At 67.1% G+C, this 21,501-nt stretch carries 21 protein-coding genes; 2 read left to right on the top strand and 19 right to left on the bottom strand.

Going from position 1 to position 21,501, the window contains the following annotated elements; genetic code table 11:
• Positions 1-8 precede the first annotated feature (8 nt).
• Positions 9-1,295 (top strand): PrsW family intramembrane metalloprotease, encoded by a 1,287-nt coding sequence (locus J7I85_RS20690; protein ID WP_214856757.1) that lies wholly within the window; start codon positions 9-11, stop codon positions 1,293-1,295.
• Between the two features lie 77 nt (positions 1,296-1,372).
• Here the strand turns inward: J7I85_RS20690 and nusB are convergent, their stop codons facing one another.
• From nusB to J7I85_RS20620, 14 genes are all read right to left on the bottom strand, one after another.
• Positions 1,373-1,783 (bottom strand): transcription antitermination factor NusB, encoded by a 411-nt coding sequence (nusB, locus tag J7I85_RS20685; RefSeq protein ID WP_214856755.1) that lies wholly within the window; start codon positions 1,781-1,783, stop codon positions 1,373-1,375.
• Complete coding sequence (gene efp, locus J7I85_RS20680; protein ID WP_214856753.1) at positions 1,783-2,346, bottom strand: elongation factor P; 564 nt, start codon at positions 2,344-2,346, stop codon at positions 1,783-1,785. The genes nusB and efp overlap by 1 nt, the downstream gene beginning before the upstream one ends.
• 178 nt (positions 2,347-2,524) lie before the next feature.
• Positions 2,525-3,043 (bottom strand): tetratricopeptide repeat protein, encoded by a 519-nt coding sequence (locus tag J7I85_RS20675; protein WP_214856751.1) that lies wholly within the window; start codon positions 3,041-3,043, stop codon positions 2,525-2,527.
• Positions 3,043-4,131 (bottom strand): 3-dehydroquinate synthase, encoded by a 1,089-nt coding sequence (gene aroB, locus J7I85_RS20670; protein WP_214856749.1) that lies wholly within the window; start codon positions 4,129-4,131, stop codon positions 3,043-3,045. Before aroB ends, J7I85_RS20675 begins: the two co-directional genes overlap by 1 nt.
• Positions 4,128-4,769, bottom strand: a complete 642-nt coding sequence (locus J7I85_RS20665; protein ID WP_374102508.1) for a shikimate kinase — start codon at positions 4,767-4,769, stop codon at positions 4,128-4,130. The genes aroB and J7I85_RS20665 overlap by 4 nt, the downstream gene beginning before the upstream one ends.
• Positions 4,769-5,968, bottom strand: a complete 1,200-nt coding sequence (gene aroC, locus J7I85_RS20660) for a chorismate synthase (RefSeq protein ID WP_214856747.1) — start codon at positions 5,966-5,968, stop codon at positions 4,769-4,771. The genes J7I85_RS20665 and aroC overlap by 1 nt, the downstream gene beginning before the upstream one ends.
• A 26-nt stretch (positions 5,969-5,994) precedes the next feature.
• Entirely contained in the window at positions 5,995-6,855 is an 861-nt protein-coding gene (locus J7I85_RS20655) for a shikimate dehydrogenase (RefSeq protein WP_214856740.1), read from the bottom strand.
• Positions 6,852-8,585, bottom strand: coding sequence for an endolytic transglycosylase MltG (mltG, locus tag J7I85_RS20650; protein ID WP_214856728.1), 1,734 nt, complete (start codon positions 8,583-8,585; stop codon positions 6,852-6,854). Before mltG ends, J7I85_RS20655 begins: the two co-directional genes overlap by 4 nt.
• Positions 8,582-9,181, bottom strand: coding sequence for a Holliday junction resolvase RuvX (gene ruvX, locus J7I85_RS20645; RefSeq protein ID WP_214856721.1), 600 nt, complete (start codon positions 9,179-9,181; stop codon positions 8,582-8,584). The genes mltG and ruvX overlap by 4 nt, the downstream gene beginning before the upstream one ends.
• Positions 9,182-9,187: 6 nt before the next feature.
• Positions 9,188-11,866 carry an alanine--tRNA ligase gene (alaS, locus tag J7I85_RS20640; RefSeq protein ID WP_214856714.1) on the bottom strand — a complete coding sequence of 893 codons (2,679 nt, stop codon included), beginning with the start codon at positions 11,864-11,866 and terminating at the stop codon, positions 9,188-9,190.
• A gap of 106 nt (positions 11,867-11,972) precedes the next feature.
• Positions 11,973-12,203 (bottom strand): DUF6167 family protein, encoded by a 231-nt coding sequence (locus J7I85_RS20635; RefSeq protein ID WP_214856708.1) that lies wholly within the window; start codon positions 12,201-12,203, stop codon positions 11,973-11,975.
• 19 nt (positions 12,204-12,222) lie between these two features.
• The gene (locus tag J7I85_RS20630; protein WP_111905421.1) at positions 12,223-12,597 is read right to left on the bottom strand and encodes a DUF948 domain-containing protein; all 375 of its coding nucleotides are present in this window, start codon (positions 12,595-12,597) and stop codon (positions 12,223-12,225) included.
• 144 nt (positions 12,598-12,741) lie between these two features.
• The gene (gene rpsD, locus J7I85_RS20625) at positions 12,742-13,368 is read right to left on the bottom strand and encodes a 30S ribosomal protein S4 (RefSeq protein WP_111905420.1); all 627 of its coding nucleotides are present in this window, start codon (positions 13,366-13,368) and stop codon (positions 12,742-12,744) included.
• A 170-nt stretch (positions 13,369-13,538) separates the two neighbouring features.
• Entirely contained in the window at positions 13,539-15,011 is a 1,473-nt protein-coding gene (locus tag J7I85_RS20620; protein ID WP_214856707.1) for a replication-associated recombination protein A, read from the bottom strand.
• Positions 15,012-15,071: 60 nt separating this feature from the next.
• Here J7I85_RS20620 and J7I85_RS20615 point away from each other — a divergent pair, with 60 nt between their 5' ends.
• Positions 15,072-15,746 (top strand): acVLRF1 family peptidyl-tRNA hydrolase, encoded by a 675-nt coding sequence (locus J7I85_RS20615; protein ID WP_214856700.1) that lies wholly within the window; start codon positions 15,072-15,074, stop codon positions 15,744-15,746.
• A gap of 101 nt (positions 15,747-15,847) precedes the next feature.
• Here the strand turns inward: J7I85_RS20615 and J7I85_RS20610 are convergent, their stop codons facing one another.
• From J7I85_RS20610 to J7I85_RS20590, 5 genes are all read right to left on the bottom strand, one after another.
• Positions 15,848-16,201 (bottom strand): 2Fe-2S iron-sulfur cluster-binding protein, encoded by a 354-nt coding sequence (locus J7I85_RS20610; RefSeq protein WP_251024619.1) that lies wholly within the window; start codon positions 16,199-16,201, stop codon positions 15,848-15,850.
• A 10-nt stretch (positions 16,202-16,211) separates the two neighbouring features.
• Positions 16,212-17,507 carry an NAD(P)/FAD-dependent oxidoreductase gene (locus J7I85_RS20605; protein ID WP_214856699.1) on the bottom strand — a complete coding sequence of 432 codons (1,296 nt, stop codon included), beginning with the start codon at positions 17,505-17,507 and terminating at the stop codon, positions 16,212-16,214.
• A complete protein-coding gene (locus J7I85_RS20600) occupies positions 17,500-18,822 on the bottom strand; it encodes a cytochrome P450 (RefSeq protein ID WP_214856690.1) in 1,323 nt (440 codons plus the stop codon). The genes J7I85_RS20605 and J7I85_RS20600 overlap by 8 nt, the downstream gene beginning before the upstream one ends.
• A gap of 144 nt (positions 18,823-18,966) precedes the next feature.
• Positions 18,967-19,740, bottom strand: a complete 774-nt coding sequence (locus J7I85_RS20595; RefSeq protein WP_214856677.1) for an IclR family transcriptional regulator — start codon at positions 19,738-19,740, stop codon at positions 18,967-18,969.
• A gap of 20 nt (positions 19,741-19,760) precedes the next feature.
• The gene (locus J7I85_RS20590) at positions 19,761-21,497 is read right to left on the bottom strand and encodes an FAD-dependent oxidoreductase (protein ID WP_214856664.1); all 1,737 of its coding nucleotides are present in this window, start codon (positions 21,495-21,497) and stop codon (positions 19,761-19,763) included.
• Between the last annotated feature and the right edge of the window lie 4 nt (positions 21,498-21,501).

The following is a 21,501-nucleotide window of genomic DNA, read 5'->3' as shown; positions in this document are numbered from 1 at the left end:
TCGTGTCTATGTCGATGAACCCGCAGCAGCCGCCTTCCGGCCCTGGCCGGAACCGCTCAGCCTGGAACCGGCCCGGCGGCCCCGGGCACCAGTTCCAGGAACACCCCGCGAATCCCAGCTGGATGGGCCACGTCCAGCCGCAGAACTACAGGCCGGCGCCGGGGCACAGCGGCGGCGCCGTGTACCAGGTCATCCCGGAGGCCGCGTCCACCGTGGCCGCCCGTCCGGGGGCAGGGACGCTGGGACTCGTGGTGGGCGGCGGGATCCTTGCCTTCGTCAGCCTTTTCCTCGTGGTGCCGTTCCTCCTGTCCAGCACCGGCGTCACCGGCTTCGTCATCGGTTTTGTTGCGTCCCTCATCCCGCTGGCGGCTGTGCTGTTCGCCGTCGCCGTCATTGACCGCTGGGAACCCGAGCCAACGCGCCTGCTGCTGTTTGCCTTCACCTGGGGCGCGGCCGTCTCCATTGCCGTAACGCTGCTCATCCAGCCGGTCTTCGCCCTCGCGGCCCCGGCCACCGACGAGGCGTCCTTCCGCGATTTCATGACCACCGTGCAGGCGCCCGTGGTGGAGGAATTCGCGAAGTCACTGGGCCTGCTGCTGCTTCTCCTGTTTGCCCGCCGCAACTTTGACGGCCCCGTGGACGGTGTGGTGTTTGCCTTCACCATCGCGGGAGGCTTCGCCTTCACCGAGAACATCCTGTACTTCGGCCGGGCGATCGCCGAGTCCAGCACACCCGGCAGCGACCTTGTCCAGATCTTCTTCCTGCGCGGGGTGATGTCGCCGTTCGCGCACGCCATCTTCACCGGGACCACGGGCCTGATCATGGGCCTTGCCGCGCGACGCTGGCATCCCGGCGTCTCCGTGCTCGCATTCTTCGCGGGCCTGGTTCCCGCCATGATCCTGCACAACAGGTGGAACAGCATGGGACAGGATTTCCTCGCCCAGTACGTGCTGGTGCAGGTCCCCATCTTCCTGCTGGCCGTGGCCTGCATCGTGGTGCTGCGGGTCGCGGAGACGCGCCTCACCCGGCAGCGCCTCCAGGAGTACGCCGCCGCGGGGTGGTTCGCGCCGGCCGAGGTGGAGCTGCTGTCCACTCCGGGAGGCCGCCGGCAGGCTGTGCGCTGGGCGGGCTCCTACAACCGGGGCGATCAGATGAAGGAGTTCGTCAAGGCGGCGACGCGCCTGGCATTCACCCGGCAGCGTATCCTCAGCGGCAGGGATGTGCCGGCCCACCAGCAGGACGAGGTGCAGCAGCTGCGCCACCTGACCGAACTTAGGGCTGCCGTCCAGCAGTAAGGTCCGGTCCAACAGCATCGGAGATGCAGGAAGCCCCTGCCGGGTACCCGGCAGGGGCTTCCTGCGTATTACTCAGTTCAGGCGAGCAGGGACGGCTTCAGCTGCTGAAGGCGTCCCAGGAGGCCGTTGATGAACGACGGCGACTCGTCGGTGGAGAGCGTCTTCGCCAGAGCGACAGCTTCGCTGACGGCGACGCCGTCGGGAACGTCGTCGTTGTAGAGCAGCTCCCAGGTGCCGATCCGCAGGATGGCGCGGTCTACGGACGGCATCCGCTCAAGGGTCCAGCCCTGCGAGTAGGTCTCCAGGAATTCGTCGATGGTGGCCTGCATCGACACCACACCTTCAACGATCTCAAGGGTGTACGGATTGACGATCTGGTCGGTCCTCTCGCGGCGCGCACGCAGCACGTCGAAGGCCGAGACAGAGCGCTGCTCGGCTTCGAAGAGGACCTCAAGAGCCCTGTTGCGGGCTTTACCGCGGGCGCTCACTAGTCGTTAACCCGGCCCAGGTAGCTGCCGTCGCGGGTGTCGACCTTGACCTTGGTGTTGTTCTCGACGAACAGGGGCACCTGGATCTCGTAGCCCGTCTCCAGGGTTGCGGGCTTGGTGCCGGCGGAGGAGCGGTCGCCCTGCAGGCCCGGCTCGGTGTAGGTGATTTCAAGGACAACGCTCGGCGGCAGCTCGATGTACAGCGGGTTGCCTTCGTGGATGGCGATGTTGACCATCTGGTTTTCCAGCATGAAGTTGGTGGCATCACCCACCGTGGCGCCGGAAACGGTGATCTGGTCGTAGTCCTGCGTGTCCATGAAGACGAAGTCGGCGCCGTCCTGGTACAGGTACTGGTAGTCGCGGCGGTCCACGGTGGCGGTCTCGATCTTGAGGCCGGCGTTGAAGGTCTTGTCGACGACCTTGCCGGACATGACGTTGCGCATCTTGGTGCGCACGAACGCGCCGCCCTTGCCCGGCTTGACGTGCTGGAACTCGATGACGTTCCAGAGTTGGCCCTCAAGCTTCAGGACGGTTCCGTTCTTGATGTCGTTTGTGGTTGCCACTGGTTTCCTCTGGTTGTGTCTGACTGGTCCTGGCTGCCAGCTGTTTATATCAAGCAGGCATGCCGAACGGCGCGCCAGCGTGTAGTTATCAAAAATCCAGAAACTATTCTAGCGGAAAAGGCGGGCACGGTTTCCGGGGCCGCCTGACGGCGTGGCCGGAGGACCGGTCCGGCGGCGGTCAGGAGGCCAGTTCGAAGACGTCCCGCGCCCGCTGCAGCGCCACCGTTGAGGAATAGATGAGGGCCGCATCGGCGGACTGGGCAACGCGCAGGTCCAGCGCCCGGGCGAAGGATTCCACCGCGGCGCCGATGTTCCCTGCGGCGAAGTGGGTCCGGCCAAGGCACTGGTGAGCCAGGGCCTCGTTGGCCGTTCCGTGCGCCTCGCCGAGCAGCTGCCGGAAGAGTTCAATGGCGCGGTCGTAGCGGTGGGCCACGCGCAGGACATCCGCCTCGTAGGCCCGGAGCCGGAACGACTCGGGGTCCTTGTAACGGGCCTCTGCCAGCACTTCGGCGGCGTCCGCGGCGTGCCCCTCCACGAGCAGCACCAGGACCTGGTCGGCGGGGTCTGTGGTTGCCGCAAGCGCGGCGGCGCACGCCTCTTCGCTGATGATTTCAGGAAGCAGCGATTCCGGATTGACCCGGATCCCCGGGAACCCGCCGTCGGGCCACTCGATCGTTCCGGCCTGGTCGTCGCGCATCAGGAGGCAATCTCCTGGTACGCGGCGAAGAGCAGGGACGTATCGGGCACGTCCAGGATCCCCGGCTTGGCAATTCCGTCCAGGACCACGAAGCGGAGCAGGTCGCCGCGGGACTTCTTGTCGCGGCGCATGCCGTCGAGAAGCCCCTGCCAGCGGTCGCGCCGGTACGTGACGGGCAGCCCAAGGGATTCGAGGATGCTGCGGTGCCGGTCAGCGTCAGCATCGCTCAGCCGGCCCACGCTCCGGGACAGCTCGGCCGCGAACATCATGCCGACCGAGACGGCAGCGCCGTGCCGCCACGAGTAGCGTTCCACGAGTTCGATGGCGTGGCCCAGGGTGTGGCCGTAGTTCAGGATTTCCCGGAGTCCGGACTCCTTGAGGTCTTCCGAGACGACGCGGGCCTTGACGGCGATGGCGCGTTCAATGAGTTCACGCAGGGCGTCGGAGCCGGGATCAGTCACGGCGTCCGGATCCTTCTCCACAAGGTCCAGAATCGCGGGATCGGCAATGAAGCCGCACTTGATGACCTCGGCCATGCCGGAGATGATCTCGTTCCGCGGCAGAGTCTTTAGCGTGTCCAGGTCCGTGAGGACGGCTGCGGGCGGGTGGAAGGAACCCACGAGGTTCTTGCCTTCGGCTGTGTTGATCCCGGTCTTGCCGCCCACGGCGGCATCGACCATGCCGAGGAGGCTGGTGGGCATGTGGATGACCTTGACGCCGCGCAGCCAGGTGGCGGCCACGAAACCGGCGAGGTCGGTGACAGCGCCGCCGCCGACGGAGACCACAGCATCGGAGCGGGTGAAGTCGTTCTGTCCCAGCACCTGCCAGCAGAACGCGGCCACCTGGATGTGCTTGCCCTCTTCGGCGTCCGGGATTTCGGCGGTGACGGCGGTGAAGCCGGCAGCTGCGAGCTCATCCCGGACGGTGTCGCCGGTGAGCCGGAGGGCCCGCGGATGGATGACCAGGACGCGCCGTACGCGCTCGCCCAGCAGCCCCGGGAGGGTGCCGAGCAAGCCGCGGCCAATTACGACGTCGTAATTGTCCCCGGCCGACTGCCCGGTGACCTTGATGACGGTTGATTCGCTCACTTTTCAACTTCCTGTTTCGCGGCAGCGCATTTCTTGGCTGCCGTCGTCGCGGTCTGGTTGATCCCGCGGGTGGTGGCCCCGGCTGACTTGGCGGCTGTGAAGTCGCACAAAGCAGCTTCCAGCTTCAGGCCCAGCTGAGGCACGGTTCCCTGCCGGACATCCAGCACGATGTCCGCGAGGCGTTCATAGACCGGCTTTCGCGTGGCGAACAGCGCCTTCCAGCGCCGGATGCCGTCACCGGCCAGCAGCGGCCGCCCGGAATTCTTGGCGATCCGAGCGGCGACGGTATCGGCATCGCACTCCAGGTAGACCACCGTGCACCGATCCAGCAGCTGCTGCGTGCCGGAGTCCAGGACCGAGCCGCCGCCCAGGGAAACCACCGTGGCGGTACCTGCAGCGGCTTCGATGATGCGTGCCACCGTCCGGGCCTCGATCTCCCGGAAGGCACGCTCACCGCGGCTGGCGAAGATATCCGCAATGGAACCGTGGCCCTCCACAATGACCGCGTCGGTGTCCACGAACGGGGCGTCCAGCTGTTGCGCCAACTGCTGCCCGATCGCCGATTTGCCCACCGCCATGGGCCCGATGAGCACAATAGGCCGGTCCCCCGCCTCGCAGGGTGTCTTGCTCCGGGGCACTAGAGTCCGATCGTATCCAGCGACGCCGGAATGCTCTCGAGGTAGCCCCTGATGTTGCGGGCTGTCTCGGCCACGGAGTCGCCGCCGAACTTTTCGGTCACGGCCTCAGCCAGGACCAGCGCAACCATGGCCTCCGCCACCACACCGGCCGCCGGAACCGCACAGACGTCCGAGCGCTGGTGGTGAGCCTTGGCCGCCTCACCGGTGCTGATGTCGATGGTCTTCAGGGCGCGCGGCACGGTGGCGATGGGCTTCATGGCGGCCCGGACGCGCAGGACGTCGCCGATGCTCATGCCGCCTTCGATGCCGCCGGCGCGGTTGCTGGTGCGGATGATCCTGCCGTCAGCTTCCTTGACGATCTCGTCGTGGGCGGCGGACCCGCGGCGTGCGGCGGTGAGGAAACCGTCGCCCACCTCAACGCCCTTGATGGCCTGAATGCCCATGAGGGCGGCGGCCAGGCGGGAATCGAGGCGGCGGTCCCAGTGGACGTAGCTGCCGAGTCCCGGGGGCAGGCCGTAGGCAAGAACCTCCACCACGCCCCCGAGGGTTTCGCCTTCCTTGTGGGCGGCGTCCACCTCCGCAACCATGGCGTCGGACGTTTCCCGGTCGAAGCAGCGCAGCGGATCGGCATCGAGCGCGATCACGTTGTCCGGCACCGGCAGCGGCCGGCCCTCGGGAACGGTCACGCTGGCGATGGAGACAGTGTGGCTGACAAGCTCAATGCCCAGGTGCTTCAGGAACTGGGCGGCAACGGTGCCCATGGCAACACGCGTAGCGGTTTCCCGGGCGCTGGCGCGCTCAAGCACGGGACGGGCCTCGTCGAAGCCGTACTTCTGCATGCCGGTAAAGTCGGCGTGTCCCGGGCGCGGCCGGGTCAGCGGGGCGTTGCGGGCCTGTCCCGCGAGTTCCTCAGGATCCACGGGGTCGGCTGACATGATCTGTTCCCACTTGGGCCATTCGGTGTTGCCCACCTGGATGGCGACGGGGCCGCCTTGGGTGATGCCGTGGCGGACACCGCCGAGGATCGTGACGACGTCCTGCTCAAACTTCATCCGTGCCCCGCGGCCGTAGCCGAGCCGCCGGCGGGCAAGGGCATCGGCGATCTGCCCGCTGGTGAGTTCAACACCTGCGGGGACGCCTTCAATAATTCCGACCAGTGCCGGGCCATGGGATTCACCGGCGGTCAACCAACGCAACATATAAACCATCCTGCCATGTCTGGCGGTCAGGACACCCGCCGGGGTGCCCCGACTGCGTCGCACATCACATCTATGACGTCGGCACTGCCGGCCTCTGCCAGGCCGGTGAAATGCCGGACCTGCTCCACCGCCTGGTAGAGCAGCATCTCAAGGCCGGGAACCACTGTTCCGCCGCCGGCGTGCCAGGCGGCGGCAATCCGGCTGGGCCAGGGATCGTAGGCGACATCCAGCAGGACGCCGTCAGTGCGCTGTCCCAGCGCTTCGAGCTCTGCCGCCATCCCGTCGGCCGCCCGCGGCGGCAGCGTGGAGATTACGACGCCGGCACCGGCCATCGCTTCGACCGCACCTTCGAGGGCATGGACGGTGATGTCCTTGCCGAGCCCGGCGGCTGCGGCCTTGGCTTCTTCAGCCCGGGCGGTGTTCCGGACGTACAGGTCCACAGACACGGCTCCAAGCTCCTGCAGGGCCGCCACTGCCGCGGCTGCGGTTCCGCCGCCGCCAAGAATGACGCCCGCGGGCGCGTCACTGGCCCCGGCGTTGCGGAGGGCGTTGACGATCCCCGCGACGTCGGTGTTATAGCCGATGCGCCGGGTGGCCTCCCCGACACCTTCGAACACCACGGTGTTGATGACGCCCAGGACCCGGGCCACGCCGCGGACCTCGTCCACCTCAGAGACCATGGCCTTCTTCAGCGGCATGGTGACGGACAGTCCCCGCCAGCCGGCTTCGGCACGGACAGAGTCCATGAACGCCGGCAGCGACTCTTCAGTCACATCGATGGCGCTGTAGCCGATGTCCGCACCGAGCCGCGCGTAGGCGGCAAGGTGAAGCGCCGGTGACTTCGAATGGCCGATGGGGTGCCCCAGGACGGCTGCCCGCAGGCTCATACGCAACGGCCCGGGTTGGCCTCGCACCAGGCGTTGTACTGCTCGACGTAGCCGTTGTGCTCGGCCAGCGTCTTGGAGAACTTCGTCTCCTTGGTGTCGAGGTTGATGGTCACCCAGTACAGGTAATCGTTGTCGTTCGGCTTGGCCGCCGCGTCGATCGCATTCTTGCCCGGCGATCCGATGGGCCCGGCGGGCAGGCCCTGGATGGCGTACGTGTTGTACGGGTTGGACTTGTCGGCCTTCTCGGCCTCGTCGATGTGGAAGGTCTTCTTGCCCAGGCCGTACGTGACTGTGGCGTCCGACTGGATCAGGCCATTGGTTTCCGTGTTGGTGGGCTTCAGCCGGTTGTAGATGGCCCCCGCCACGTCCTTGTACTCGGCCTGGCCGCCCTCTGCCTGCACGATGCTGGCAACGGTCACGGCGTCATACTGCTTGGCGGGGTCCGTGACGCCCTGTGCCTTCAGTTCATCCTGGGTGGTCTTCACCAGCTTGGTGAGGATCTCCCTGGAGGTGGTTCCCAGCGGGAAACGGTACTCCCCCGGCGCCAGGAACCCTTCCAGGTTCTTCGCCTTGGCCGTCAGTCCGAACTGCTTGGGCGAGTCGCTGAGCGCCTTTAGCTGCGCCAGCGAAAGACCGGATCCCTCCGAGATCGCCTGCAGGGATTCATCGATCCGCAGGCCTGCGCTGAGGGCGAAGTACATGACCTTCGCCTGTCCCTCGTTGAGAAGTACGGAGACGGCGTCGGAGTTCTTCATTTCCTGTTTGAAGTCGTACTCCCCCGGCGACAGAGTGCCGCCGGAGGCGGTCAGGGCTACCATGAAGGTTTCGGCGTTGGCCACCACCTTCGCGTCTTCCAGCTTGGCCGCAACGGACACCGGACCTTCGCCCGGATCGACCGATACCTTGACCTGGCCGGCGCCGGGGCCCGGGAAGTCGGCAGGCTTGTCGTTCCCCAGCAGCGGTTTCAGGAACTGCGCCCCTACGACGGTGGCAGTGACGAACAGCGCGAGCGTCAGCAGCAGCGCCACGAGGCGGCGCCGGCGCCGGACTTTCTTGGATGGCCGGGCCACCGTGGCTACGTCTTCGGCACCGGCCAGGAGCTGATGCCCCACGGCCTGTTGCTCGTAGTGCTCATGGTCCTCGTAGGTGTCGTGGCCTAATGCGTCGTGGTGGATGTCATAGTGGTGGCCATCCTCATGGTGGAGGACGCCTCCCTGAGGCCCATGGTGGCCACCCGCAAATTCCGCAAAGTGCGGCGCGTCTTCGGCCTGGACGCCGTGAGCCCCGGATGCCGCTTCCTCGTGTGTGGCAGTGCCCGTGTGCGCGGCTGCTTCCCCATGTTCGGCGGGGTCGTGGATGGTCGGCGGAACCGGCGGAGTGTCGGGAACCTCGGTGGCGGGAACAGCCTGGGCAGCGGGAACCTGGGCGTCAGGAATGTGGGCTTCCGGGACAGGGGATGCGGCGGGAACGGCCGCCGGAGGTATCGCTATTGCCGCAGTCCGGGCACCATCCGAACCGGAAGCAGAGTCCGAAGCCGAAGCCTCGGTCCGCTGTGCGGCGCCCACTCCAACGTGCACCTCTTCACCGGACTCGTAGGCCTGCTCGGGCACGGCATCGCCGGACTCGGCAGTGACGGACTTCTCGCGGGCGCGGATCTCCTTGCGTGTCAGGGGCCGTCCGGCGTCCGCGAAGGGGTCGCCGGAGGAGTCGTCGCTATTGACCGGGCTCACTGTAGCTTTCCATCCTCTGAAGATTGTGTTTCCTTTTCCGGGTCAGGCCGTTCAGCAATACCTGCGGCGGCGTGTCCGGGCAGCCCCGCACGGGGAAGCGCGCGCACACGGCTCCCCACATCCGTTCCCCTGGCTTTTTGCATGTCGATGGCGTGCTGCAAGATTCCCGCAGCCGCAACCTGATCCACCACTTTACGGTGATTTTTGCTGCTCATGCCAGCTTCGTGAAGGTTGCGGTGGGCCGTGACGGTGCTGAGCCGTTCGTCAACCAGGTGTACCGGAACGTCCGAACCGGCTCGCTCCAGCTCGTCAGCCAGCAGCTGTGCGTACTCCGTGGCCATGCGGGCTGAGGCGTGTTCCTCGCCTTTCATGGTCCGTGGCAGGCCCACAAATATCTGCACGGCTCCCCGGTCCGAGGCCAGGGCGGCAATGACCCGGACATCCGAATTCTTCTTGGGATTCCGGTCCAGAGTCTTCAGCGGTGTGGCCAGGATCTCGTCCCGGTCGCAGATGGCGACGCCGACGCGGACGGTCCCCACGTCCACCCCCAGTTTGATGCCCCGGGGGTGGACGTGCGGCTCAGCGGAAGAAGTCACGGTTTGTTAGCGCCTGGTGACGGCATCGACGACGGCGGACAGTGCGGCGCCGACCTTGGAGGCGTCGGTGCCGCCACCCTGGGCCACGTCGTCCTTGCCGCCACCGCCGCCACCGAGGATCCCGGCGGCGAGCCGGACCAGCGCGCCGGCCTTGACTCCGGCTTCACGGGCGGCTTCATTGGTGGCCACCAGGATGACCGGGCGGTCATTGCTGACGCCGGCCACGGCAACCGTGGAGGCTTCCGAGCCGAGCCGGTTGCGTAGGTCCAGGGCCAGACCACGGATGTCGTCGGCACCGCTGACCTGGCCGGCATCGTGCGCGATGACCCGGACGCCGGCGGCGTCCACGGCGGTTCCGGCGAGCTGGGCGGCAGCGGCCGCGAGCTGTTCCTTCCGGAGCCGCTCGAGTTCCTTTTCCGTGGCCTTCAGCTTGGTGAGGGTCGCGGAGATCCGGTCTGCCAGCTGCCCGGACGGCACCTTGAGCATCTCGGTGAGTTCGGTCACGAGGGCACGTTCGGCGGCCAGGTGCCGGAAGGCGTCCATGCCCACGAACGCCTCGACGCGGCGGTTTCCGGATCCGACGGACTGCTCCCCGAGCAGGGACAGGCTGCCGATCAGGGACGTGTTGGACACGTGGGTGCCGCCGCACAGCTCGCGGGACCACGCGCCGTCGATCTCCACAACCCGGACCTCGCTGCCGTAGTTCTCGCCAAACAGCGCCATGGCGCCGAGAGCCTTGGCCTCGGCGAGGCCCATGACCTTGGTGTCCACGTGGAAGTTGTTCCGGATGGCGAGGTTGGAGACTTCCTCGACCTCGGACTTGGTGGCGGCGCTGAGCCCTTCACCCCAGGCGAAGTCGAACCGGAGGTACCCGGCCTTGTTGAACGAACCGCGCTGGGTGGCCTGCGGGCCGAGGATCTGGTGCAGCGCCGCGTGAACGATGTGCGTTCCGGTGTGCGCCTGCTCTGCAGCGTGGCGCCGTTCGCGGTCCACCGCGGCACGGACCAGTGCGTCCGAGGCGATCTCGCCTTCGCGGACGATGGCCTTGTGCACGCTCAGGCCCTTGATCGGACGCTGGACGTCCAGGACCTCGACGACGAATCCGTCGCCGGTGATCAGCCCGGTGTCGGCTGCCTGGCCGCCGGCCTCGGCGTAGAACGGGGTCTCGGCGAGCACGAGTTCGATTTCGTCGCCGGTGGCTGCCTGGGACACCTTGCTGCCGCGGCTGAGGATGCCGCGGACCCGGGACTCGCCCTCGAGGTCGGTGTAGCCGGTGAAGACGGTTTCGCCTTCTGCCAGGAGTTCCTGGAAGGCGGAGAGGTCGGCGTGGCCGCCCTTCTTGCCTTTGGCGTCGGCCTGGGCGCGCTGGCGCTGCTCGAGCATGAGCTTGCGGAACTCGGGTTCGTCCACCTTCAGGCCGGCTTCCTCGGCCATTTCGAGCGTCAGGTCGATGGGGAAGCCGTAGGTGTCGTGCAGCGCGAATGCGTCGGCGCCGGAAAGGGGACGCCCGGCAGCCTTGGATTCGTTGACGGCATCCTCAAGCCGGGCGGTGCCGGAAGCGATGGTGCGCAGGAACGCCTTCTCTTCGGCGTAGGCGATCCGGCTTATGCGGTCGAAGTCCGTGTCCACGATGGGGTACACGCCCTTCATGGCGTCGCGCGAGGCGGGCAGCAGGTCCGGCAGGCAGGCCTGTTCCACGCCCAGCAGGCGCATGGAGCGGACCGCACGGCGGATGAGGCGTCGCAGCACGTAGCCGCGGCCTTCGTTGGAGGGCGTGACGCCGTCGGCGATGAGCATCAGGGCCGAACGGATGTGGTCGGCAACAACGCGCATGCGGACGTCATCGGTGTGGTGCGGGTCATCCTCCGTCTCGGCGGAGGTGTATTCCCTGCCCGAGAGCTTGGCGGCCATGTCGATGACCGGGCGCACCTGGTCGGTCTCGTACATGTTCTCGACGTCCTGCAGGATCATGGCGAGGCGTTCCATGCCCAGGCCCGTGTCGATGTTCTTCTTGGGCAGTTCGCCCATGATGTCGAACTCGACCTTCGAGCGGACGTTGTCTATCTGGTACTGCATGAACACGAGGTTCCAGATCTCCACGTAGCGGTTCTCGTCGGCGATGGGTCCGCCCTCAACGCCGTAGGCCGGGCCGCGGTCGTAGTAGATCTCCGAGCAGGGGCCGGCCGGGCCGGGCTGGCCGGTGGACCAGTAGTTGTCCGACTTGCCCATGCGCTGGATGCGCTCTGCGGGCACTCCGGTGTTCTTGAGCCAGAGTTCCTCGGCTTCGTCGTCCTCTTCGTAGACGGTCACCCACAGAAGCTCCGGCGGAAGTCCGTACCCGCCGTCGGCGACGCTGGTGGTGAGCAGCTCCCACGCGAACTTGATGGCGTCTTCCTTGAAGTAGTCCCCGAAGGAGAAGTTGCCGCACATCTGGAAGAAGGTGCCGTGGCGGGCGGTCTTGCCCACTTCCTCAATGTCACCGGTGCGGATGCACTTCTGGACGCTGGTGGCCCGGGAGTAGGGCGGTTCCTCGCGCGCGGTCAGGTACGGGATGAACGGAACCATGCCGGCAACCGTGAACAGCAGGGAGGGGTCGCTGGAGACCAGCGATGCGGAGGGAACCGCCGTGTGGCCTTTGCTGACGAAAAAATCCACCCAGCGCTTTGTGATCTCCTGCGACTTCATGAGCTGATTACTTACCCTTCTTGGTTCACGCATGCTGGCGCGTGACAGTTTGATTCAAACGCAGTTCCGGTGTTGGACGGCACTGCAGGTTTTAATTCTCGCGCGTTTAGCGGCGGGCGAGGTCCTGGGATTCAACACCCAGCGCGGCGCGAAGGTCCGTTTCCCGTTCGCGCATGCCGGCGCGGACGGCGTCGGCGAAGTCGTAGACGCCGTCGGCGAGGCGGCCCACGGCCCGGTTCAGGCCTTCGGGACCGAGCGCGGACTGCGCCTCGGTGACCTTGCGGAACGCGATGACCCCGATGGCCACGCCGATTCCCATCCAGACAAGTCGTTTCATTTCAGTTCTCCGGGTGGGCTTAGCGGCTGCGGCGGCCGGTGGCGGGCTTCTTGCGGGCGGCGAATGCGGAACGGACGCCGTAGCTGAACGCGGCCACCTTGATCAGCGGCGAACCAACTGTCGCGGCCACGAGGGAGGACAGCGCGGAGATGTTGGCCGAGGCATCCGAAACGTTGGAGGCAATGCCGTCCACTTTCTTCAGCTGCTGGTTAGTGGTGGAGACTGTCGCGGTGACCTCGTCCATGAGCGGGGTGGCGCCGTCGCTGATGGAGCGGATGGATGTCCGCACTTCGTCGAACACCCGCCCCAGCTTGAGGATGGGCACAGCAAGCAACAGGACCAGGAGCGCAAATACCCCGGCCGCGATCAGGCCGGCAATATCGCCACCAGACATAGACGTTCATCTCCTTGAAACTCCGTGGAACCGTACCGGGGCGCGGCGGCCAAACTGCTGCAGCCGCAAATGTCCCCCGAGTACCTTACATACAAAGAAGCCCGCGGCGCTTGCCACGGGCTTCTTTGTATACGCTGCCGGAATTTAGCGTGCGTAGAATTCGACGACGAGCTGCTCTTCGCAGGTCACGGGGACCTCGGAGCGCTTCGGGCGGCGGACCAGGCGTGCCTGCAGGGCGTCAAGCTTGACGTCCAGGTAGGCCGGAACCTGGGGCAGGACGTCGCGGTGCGCGCCGGCTGCTGCAACCTGGAGCGGGACCATGGTCTCGCTGCGGCTGTGCACGTGGACGAGCTGGCCTTCGCCGACGCGGAACGACGGGCGGTCAACGCGGATGCCGTCAACCAGGATGTGGCGGTGCACAACCAGCTGGCGGGCCTGGGCGATGGTGCGGGCGAAGCCTGCACGCAGCACGAGGGCGTCGAGACGCATTTCGAGCAGTTCGATCAGGTTTTCACCGGTCAGGCCCTTGGTGCGGCGTGCTTCTTCGAAGGCACGGGTCATCTGGGCTTCGCGGATGCCGTACTGGGCGCGCAGACGCTGCTTTTCGCGCAGACGTACGGCGTAGTCGGAGTCCTGCTTCTTGCGGGCACGGCCATGCTCGCCGGGGCCGTACGGACGGCGCTCCATGTACTTGGCGGCCTTGGGGGTCAGAGCGATGCCGAGTGCACGCGAGAGGCGTGCGGTACGGCGAGCACGAGTGTTGTTAGCCACTTGTGTCCTTCCAATATCTGCGGTGTGTCAGTGTTACTGGCCTCCCAGATGGAGAGCATCGGCCAACCGCTGCCTTTTGCTACTGGGCACAGGCATAACCTCATCAAATAAGAAATTTGGTGGATTGTGCGTCCGCGCCTTGCCAGACAACGATCAAGCTTACCAGAACCTCACTGGCCCCGGATGATCTTCCGCAGCCGCTCAAGCCGGACGGCGATGTCCCGCTCCGCACCGTTGGCCGTGGGCTCGTAGTAGTCGCGGCCCACGAGGTCGTCCGGCGGATACTGCTGGGCGGCCACCGAATGCGGCGCATCATGGGCGTACTTGTAGCCCACCCCGTGGCCGAGCTGCTTGGACCCGGGATAGTGCGCGTCGCGCAGGTGCGCCGGGATCCCGTTGCCCAGTCCCGCCCGCACGTCCGCGATCGCCTTGTTGATGCCCATGTAGGCCGCGTTGGACTTTGGCGCCGTGGCCAGGTGGACCACCGCCTCGGCGAGGACAATCCGGCCTTCGGGCATTCCGATGAGCTGGACGGCCTGCGCCGCGGCCACCGCGGTCTGCAGCGCGGTCGGATCCGCCATTCCCACGTCCTCCGCAGCCGAGATCACGATCCGCCGGGCGACAAAGCGCGGGTCCTCCCCCGCCTCCAGCATCCGTGCGAGATAGTGCAGTGCCGCATCCACGTCGGACCCGCGGATGGACTTGATGAACGCGCTGGCCACGTCGTAGTGCTGGTCCCCGGCGCGGTCATAACGGACGGCTGCGGCGTCCAGGGCACGCTCGGTGTGCTGCAGCTCCACGGTGACCGGCTGCTCAGCGTCACCTCCCCGCGCACCGGAACTTTCGACGTCGTCCGCGTCACCGAACGCGACGCCGGCCGCGGCTTCCAGCGCGGTCAGCGCCCGGCGGGCGTCCCCGCCGGAAAGCCGGACGAGATGTTCCAGGGCCTCGTCGCTGAGCCGGACGTTGCCGTTCAGCCCGCGGGAATCCTCGACGGCCCGCACCAACAGGCCCTCGATGTCCGCGTCGGTGAGCGGCTTGAGCGTCAGTAGCAGGGAGCGGGACAGCAGCGGCGACACCACCGAAAACGAAGGATTCTCCGTCGTTGCCGCCACCAGGACCACCCAGCCCTTTTCGACGCCGGGCAGCAGCGCGTCCTGCTGCGCCTTGTTGAAGCGGTGGATCTCGTCGAGGAACAGGACGGTGGTGGTCTTGTACAGGTCACGGGCGGTCAGGGCGTCGTCCATGACGCGGCGGACATCCTTGACCCCGGCGGTGATGGCGGACAGTTCCACGAACTTGCGCCCGGGTCCCCGCGCGATCACGTGGGCCAGCGTGGTCTTCCCGGTCCCCGGCGGCCCCCACAGGATCAGCGAGCTGGGGCCAGCCGGACCGGCGGCATCGGCACCGGCTGCCAGCTGCCGCAGCGGCGAACCCTGGCCCAGCAGATGCTGCTGGCCCACCACCTCGTCCACCGTGCGGGGACGCATCCTGACCGCCAGCGGGCTGCGCGGCTGCGTGGAACGGGACTGGCTGGTCCGGGCCTGGGCCGATCGGGACTGGGCCGATTCGGCAGCGTCGCCGTCGGCGTCGTTGTCGCCGTCGTCGCTGTCCTGTGCCGCCGAACCAAAGAGATCATCCACATAGATAGGCTACTTCTAGAATCAGCAGGAAAAATCCGGCCACGAAAGCAGGGAATGGCGATGCCAGGCAGCCGTCCGACGCAGGGACGTCCGGTGTCCACCAGGACCGCGCTCGTCCCCGGTCCGCGGCTGGCCGGATGGGTTGAACGGTTCGCCGCCAGCCACGGTGACCTGGAGTATGAGGACCACGACGACGGCATACGGCTGGCTGCCGCAGACGGTGCCACCGCACTGCTGGTGGCACCGTGGCCGGACGACGGCCGGCCGGGGCGGGGATCCGGCCTCGTGGAACGTCTGGCTTCCCTGGCTTCCCAGCCGCGCACGCTCGGCCTGGTCCTGGTCCGCCGCGGAGGATACGGCGTGGCCGTGGCCAGCGAGGGGACCATCCTCGCCGCCAAGACCGGTTCCAAGTATGTGCAGTCCCGCACCGCCGCCGGCGGCCAGTCGCAGCAGAGGTTCGCCCGCCGCCGCGCCAACCAGGCGGATGCCGTGGTGGAGGCGGTGGCGGAGCAGGCACGGCTTGTGTTTGGCGGCCAGGCCTTCGAGTACATCCTCCCGGGCGGCGACCGCGGCCTGGCCGACGAAGTCCTGGCGCACCCTGCCCTTAAGCCCTGGGCAGGCCTGCCGCGCCTGGCCTACCTTGATGTTCCCGATCCCCGTGCGGCTGTCCTGAAGAAGGCCGCAGCGGACGCCTGCGCGGTGCGGGTGACAGTGACGGACCCGCCCGGAAGGTAGCGCCCTGCTGCGGGAGAAGCGGCCGTTTCGACGGTTCCCCGCCCACTAGACGTTGCGCAACGTCGTGTGGGCGGGGAACCGTCGTATCGGCCGTCGGGCGTCTAGTCCTCAGGGGCCAGCGTCACGGTGACCCCGTTGAGGTCCCGGCTGAAGCCCACTTGGCAGGAGAGCCTCGAGCCGCATTCCCGGTAGCCCTCGGCCTCCACGAGCAGCTCGAGTTCGTCCTCGCTGCGCTCTTCCAAGGTAGAGAAGACGTCCTGCTCCAAGAACACATGGCAGGTGGCACAGGAGGCGGTGCCGCCGCACGATGCCAGCACGGGCAGGTCGTTGTCCCGCAGGGCCTCCATCATGCTCTGGTCCGGCTCCCATTCGAGGTCATGGGTGGCGCCTTCGCGGTCGACGACGGTCAGTGTGTTGCTGCTCATGGCCGTGTTGCTCATGCTGGTGTTGCTCATGTCGGTTTCCTTAGGATCGGGCTGCTGCAAGGTCAGCGTCGGAGTGGTTGGGGGTGCCGGAAGTGGCTTCGGAGAGGGGGATGCCGGGGTCCGCGGCCAGGGCCGGGTCGATCCGGGCTCCCTGCGCGATCAGCCGCTTGGCCGTGCGGAAGTCGGCCAGGTGCGCGATGGTGTCGACGGCGGCGAGTCGGCCCTTACGGAGGTAGACCACTGAGAATTTGCCGTCGGAGGGTTCGCCCCGGACGATCGCTTGGTCCTCCGGATGGCGGACGCCCGCGGTCTGCAGCCGGACACCGTGCTGGACGGTCCAGAACCAGGGGATTTCCGGTTCAGCGGCCGCTTGGCCGGTGATGTGCGCGGCAACCCGGTCTGCCTGTGCCTGCGCGTTCTGGATGCACTCGAGCCGCTGGCTGGCGCAGTCGATGGGACTGGTGAACCGCGTGACGTCCCCGCTGGCATAGATGGCGGGATCGGAAGTCCTGCCGTCCCCGTCCACGAGGATGCCGTCCCGGCACTCGAGGCCGGCGTCCGCGGCCAGCTCCTCGTTGGGCAGGACGCCGATCCCGGCGAGTACGACGTCGGCAGGAAAGACGGTGCCGTCGGCGACGGTTACGCTTTCGGCCCGTTGTCCGCCGTCGATCGACGTGACCGCGGCGCCGAAGACAAACCGCACCCCGTGCCGCCCGTGGAGCTGCTCGAAGTGGCGCGAGACGGGGCCTGACGTTACCCGGCTCATCACGCGGTCCTGGAATTCGAGCACTGTGACTTCACAGCCCTTCGCGGCCGCCGCTGCGGCCACTTCCAGTCCGATGTACCCGGCGCCGATGATGGCCACGCGCGCTCCCCGGACCAGCAGCCGCTTGAGTTCGAGGGCGTCGCCCCGGGTCCGCAGGGATCTGACTCCCGGCAGACCGGCACCTGGCACGGTGAGGGGCCGCGCCCGCGAACCTGTGGCGATGACGAGCCGGTGGTATGCCTGCCGCGTCCCGTCGGACAGCAGCACTGTCCGGCTGTCCCTGTCGATGGACTCCGCGGTTACCCCGGCGAGCCGGTCGATGCCCTTGTCCGCATAGAACTTCTCCTTGCGGAGCACGGCTGACTCATCGGAGGCGCCGTCCTTCAGGAGTTCCTTGGAGAGCGGCGGCCGTTCATAGGGCAGTTCGTTCTCCGCGTCGATCAGCAAGACGCCGCCTTCCCAGCCCCGGGAGCGGAGCCCCGCGGCGACAGCGACGCCGGAGTGTCCAGCGCCGGCGATGACCACCGGGTTCCGGGTCATTACAGGTGCGGCGCCTGTCCCGCTACGCATTAGTCTCCTCCAGCATCACGTGCAGGTGTTCCGGGCCCGAGTTGGTCAGGTTGTTGCCGCGCACGTACTCGATGGGCTTGTCCGGATCCAGCGTGAGCGAGGTGAGCTTCTCCGCGAGGAGCTTCACCGTCACCAGGACCTCAAGCCTGGCAAGGGGCGCACCGAGGCAGCTGTGGACCCCGTGCCCGAAGCCCAGGTGGCCGTCGGTGTTGCGGTCGATGTCGAAGCGCTCGCCGTCGGGATACTTGCTGCTGTCCCGGTTCGCTGCGGCGGGCAGCAGGCGGACAATGGCGCCGGCGGGAATCGTCACACCGGCAACCTCCACCTCCTCCGTGGTGATCCGGCTGGCCCGCTGGACGGTGCCGCGGTAGCGGGCCAGTTCCTCGACGAAGAGGTTCGCGTCGTCCGGATTCCGCCGGATCCGCTCCAGCAGGGCCGGCTGTTCGCTGAAAATCCGGAACGCGTTGGCCAGCAGGATGGTGGTGGTGTCATGGCCGGCGACGAAGACAAAGGCGCAGAGTTCCTTGGCTTCCTTCTCGCTGAGCAGGCCTTCCTTCCACATCCGGGCGATGTGTCCGCCGGCGGAGTCGCTCTCCTCGCGGTACAGGCGCTCCATGGTGCCTTTCAGGTAAGCGAAGAACTCGAGGGTGCTCTGCTCGTCGGTACCAGTGCCCTGGGCGTTGCGGGCCAGCCGGCCGAAGTAGCTGAAGGTTTCGTCTGACCAGAACTTCATTTTCTCGAAGTCCTCGGCCGGAACGTCGAGCAGGGCGCTGATGGTGGACATGCTGAGCGGGATGGCGTACTCGTCCACGGCGTCCCCGCCGCCGGCGGCGAGCATCGGTGCCAGGTACTTTTCGGCGTTCTCCCGCACCCGGTCCTCGAAGCGGGCGATGGCCTTAGGCGTGAAGGCCTGCGCTACAACTTGGCGGAGCCTCGTGTGGTTGGGTGCGTCGAACAGCGTCAGGAAGGTCAGCGGGACCGGGTCCACAACCTGCGAGGAGAAGACTTTCGGTGCCCGCATGGCCCGGCGGACGTCGTCGTACCGGGAGATGAACCAGACATCCGATACGGGTGAATGGGCACGGAGCACCGGGGCGTTCTCGCGCATCCACTGGTAGTGGCGGTAAGGATCCCCCTGGGTCCCGTCGTCCACCACCTTGAAGGGCGCCATGTCCTTGGGCCAGTCCAGTTCGTGCGAGTACGGAGGCAGTGCGGTGCTGCTTTCACCTGCGCTTCCGCCGGTGCTGACGTCCCTGCTTTCAACGGTGGCGACGAGCGTGGAGAGCGGGGGTGTTGCTGTCAGTGGGCAAGACATCATCGTCCTTCTTTCCGGTTGGCTTCGGCGTGATCCGATGTGATCCGCCTCTCACTCCACAGTGCGGGATCCGCCGCGTCCGCCCCCAGAGGTCTTCCGTTCATCGGTTGCGAAAGTCTGCCTGCTCTACAGGCTGGGCGGAATTCAGCTGGGCCGGCCTTCAGCCGGGCCGGATTTCAGTGCACGGGAGATCCCGTGCGCCGCGGTCAGCAGGGCGGGGACGGTCGAGGGAACGGCCGCTTCCTGCCGCGGCACGATGGCGTTGAGCGCCGCAGTGATCGTGTTGCCGGGCCCGAAGACGGGCACGGCGATGCCCGTCCACTCGGTGACGCCAATGCCGGGCAGGGCCACATAGCCGCGCTGCCTGATTTCGGCCAGGTGCTTACGGATGAGGGCTGGGTCGGTGATGGTTTCAGGGGTCACCGCCTTTAGGGGCTTCGCGAGCACCTCGGCCTGGACAGCGGGCGGCGAGAACGCCAGCAGCACCAGGCCCGACGAAGCTGCATGAATGGGCATCCGCTGGGCAATGTGAGCGGCGTCCAGGCTGGAGTGCGGAGAGGAGAGGCGCTCCACGTACAGCACGGTGCCGTGGTCCAGCACGGCCAGGGTGGTGTGCTGGTGGACGGCGGCCTGGACGTCCTCCATGAAGGGCAGCGCCAGCTCGCGCAGGTTCAGCGCACGCGAGCCCCGGGCGGCGAGCTCCCACATGCGCATCCCGGAGCAGAGGTTCCCGTCCGGCAGCCGCTCAATCAGGCCGTGGAGGACCAGGTCATCCACGAGCCGGTGCGCGGTGGTCAGGGGGAGGCCGGCGCGGCGGGCAAGGCCGGAGAGCGTCATGGCCGGCAGGTCCCGGTCGAAGGCGCTCATGAGCCGCACCACGCGGCTGATCACCGATTCCCCCGATGTCGAATTGGCCATGGCTGTCTCCGGCCCGGCGTCTAGTTCGCCGCCACGTTGGCCGGCCGCGCCGCGTTCCGCTCCGCCGCGAGCCTGGCGATGTCCCGTCCCGCACGGTAACCGAACACCAAAGCCGGGCCGATGTGGGAGCCGTAGCCGGGGTACCCGCCACCGAAGACGCTCACTGCGGCGGCGCCCACGGCCAGGAGCCCGGGAACAACTGATCCCTCAGCCGTGACCACTTCAGAGTGTTCGTTGACGCCGAGGTCGGCGAAGGTGCCCAGGTCGCCCATTTGGATCTTCGCCGCGTAGTACGGGCCCTTGCCCACCGGCGCGAGGTTCGGGTTCGGCTTGTGCTCGAGGTCGCCCCGGAAGTGGTTGTACTGGGTGGACCCGCGGCCGAACGCCGGGTCCACGCCGCGCTCAGCCGCCGGGTTGAATTCAGCGACGGTGGCTTCCAGGCCTGCGGCATCGATGCCGAGCTTCCCGGCCAGCTCCGCCAGGGTGTTCCCCTTGACCAGGTAGCCGGTCCGGTAGAAGTAGCCGCGGGGCATCGGCCAGGGCTTGGCGTAGCCGATGCCGTATTTGTGCATCGTTTTCGCGTCGCCGATCACGTAGCCGAAGGTCCCGTCCTCGTCCTTGTTGTGCCCGATCATGGCCCCGCCGAAGTCGTGGTAGCTCAGGGCCTCGTTGCCGAAGCGCCTGCCGTGGCGGTCGACGGCGATCAGCCCGGGCAGGCCGATGGCCCGCAGATGCGGAAAGAGACGCTGTCCGCCGCTGAGGTACCTGAACACGGTCACCGGCGCCCAGGAGCCAACGCTGAACACGGAATCGTCAATGTATCCGCCGGCGCCCATGGCCAGGGTGGCGGCGTCCCCGCCGTGGCCCACGGTGGGCGTGAAGTGGTCGTCGCCGCCGGCGTCGTGCGGGAAATAGCGCTGCCGCAGTTCCCTGTTCCCGGAGAAGCCGCCGGCGGCGAGGATGACGCCGGCACGCGCTGTGACGGTGACGGCGTGCTCTCCCCCGATGACCGCACCGGTGACGGTCCCGGCGTCGTCCCTGGTGAGGGACAGCGCCGGTGAGGACTTCCACAGCCTGATGCCCAGGTCGTCGGCGCTCTTGACCATGCGGGTCATCAGGGCGTTGCCGTTGGAGCGGAGAACCGGACGCTTGTAGCGGGCGGCGTCGGCCCAGGTGCGCAGCAGCTTCTTGGCGACATAGATGAAGGACTTGACCGACTGGTTCACGTGGAAGAACTCGTTGATGTCCGGCCCCACCTGCGGCATGTAACCGAAGACGGTGTAGGAGCTCATGTACGGCTGCATCAGGAGCCGTTTGTCCCCGAGCACCCGCGCGTCCACGTCCTGCGGGAGGATGGCCCGGCCGGAGAGCTTCGCCCCGGGCAGATCCATCTGGTAGTCCGGGGCCTTCTCGGGGTAAGTGAACTTCACGTCGGTTTCGTTTTCGAAGAAGGAGATCGCTTCAGGCACTGTGTCCAGGAAGTTCCGAACTCCCGCTTCGTTGAACGTCTCGGGCGCCAGGTTCTTCAGGTAGGTCTCGGCGTCCCCGCGGGTATCACCCTGCGCCACGCCGTGCTTGTTGCCGGGGACCCAGGCCCATCCCGCGGAAATGGCGGTGGTTCCGCCAAAGTACTGTTCCTTTTCCGCGACGATCACGCTCAATCCCTGCGAGGCGGCCTTCAATGCTGCGGCCATCCCGGCCACACCCGATCCGATGACGAGGACGTCACAGACCGCCGTCTTTGCGGTTTCTGTCATGGTT

Origin of the sequence: Arthrobacter sp. ISL-65, assembly GCF_018613795.1 — a bacterium.
GTDB lineage: Bacteria > Actinomycetota > Actinomycetes > Actinomycetales > Micrococcaceae > Arthrobacter.
This window is presented reverse-complemented; position numbering and strand designations above follow the sequence as displayed.

Coding starts and splice junctions, on each gene's coding strand:
- J7I85_RS20690 (WP_214856757.1), top strand. CDS start 9: ATGTCGATGAACCCGCAGCAGCCGCCTTCCGGCCCTGGCCGGAACCGC.
- J7I85_RS20675 (WP_214856751.1), bottom strand. CDS start 3,043: ATGCGCGACGACCAGGCCGGAACGATCGAGTGGCCCGACGGCGGGTTC.
- aroC (WP_214856747.1), bottom strand. CDS start 5,968: ATGTTGCGTTGGTTGACCGCCGGTGAATCCCATGGCCCGGCACTGGTC.
- J7I85_RS20655 (WP_214856740.1), bottom strand. CDS start 6,855: ATGAGCCTGCGGGCAGCCGTCCTGGGGCACCCCATCGGCCATTCGAAG.
- alaS (WP_214856714.1), bottom strand. CDS start 11,866: ATGAAGTCGCAGGAGATCACAAAGCGCTGGGTGGATTTTTTCGTCAGC.
- J7I85_RS20635 (WP_214856708.1), bottom strand. CDS start 12,203: ATGAAACGACTTGTCTGGATGGGAATCGGCGTGGCCATCGGGGTCATC.
- J7I85_RS20630 (WP_111905421.1), bottom strand. CDS start 12,597: ATGTCTGGTGGCGATATTGCCGGCCTGATCGCGGCCGGGGTATTTGCG.
- J7I85_RS20615 (WP_214856700.1), top strand. CDS start 15,072: ATGCCAGGCAGCCGTCCGACGCAGGGACGTCCGGTGTCCACCAGGACC.
- J7I85_RS20610 (WP_251024619.1), bottom strand. CDS start 16,201: ATGAGCAACACCAGCATGAGCAACACGGCCATGAGCAGCAACACACTG.
- J7I85_RS20605 (WP_214856699.1), bottom strand. CDS start 17,507: ATGCGTAGCGGGACAGGCGCCGCACCTGTAATGACCCGGAACCCGGTG.
- J7I85_RS20600 (WP_214856690.1), bottom strand. CDS start 18,822: ATGTCTTGCCCACTGACAGCAACACCCCCGCTCTCCACGCTCGTCGCC.
- J7I85_RS20595 (WP_214856677.1), bottom strand. CDS start 19,740: ATGGCCAATTCGACATCGGGGGAATCGGTGATCAGCCGCGTGGTGCGG.
- J7I85_RS20590 (WP_214856664.1), bottom strand. CDS start 21,497: ATGACAGAAACCGCAAAGACGGCGGTCTGTGACGTCCTCGTCATCGGA.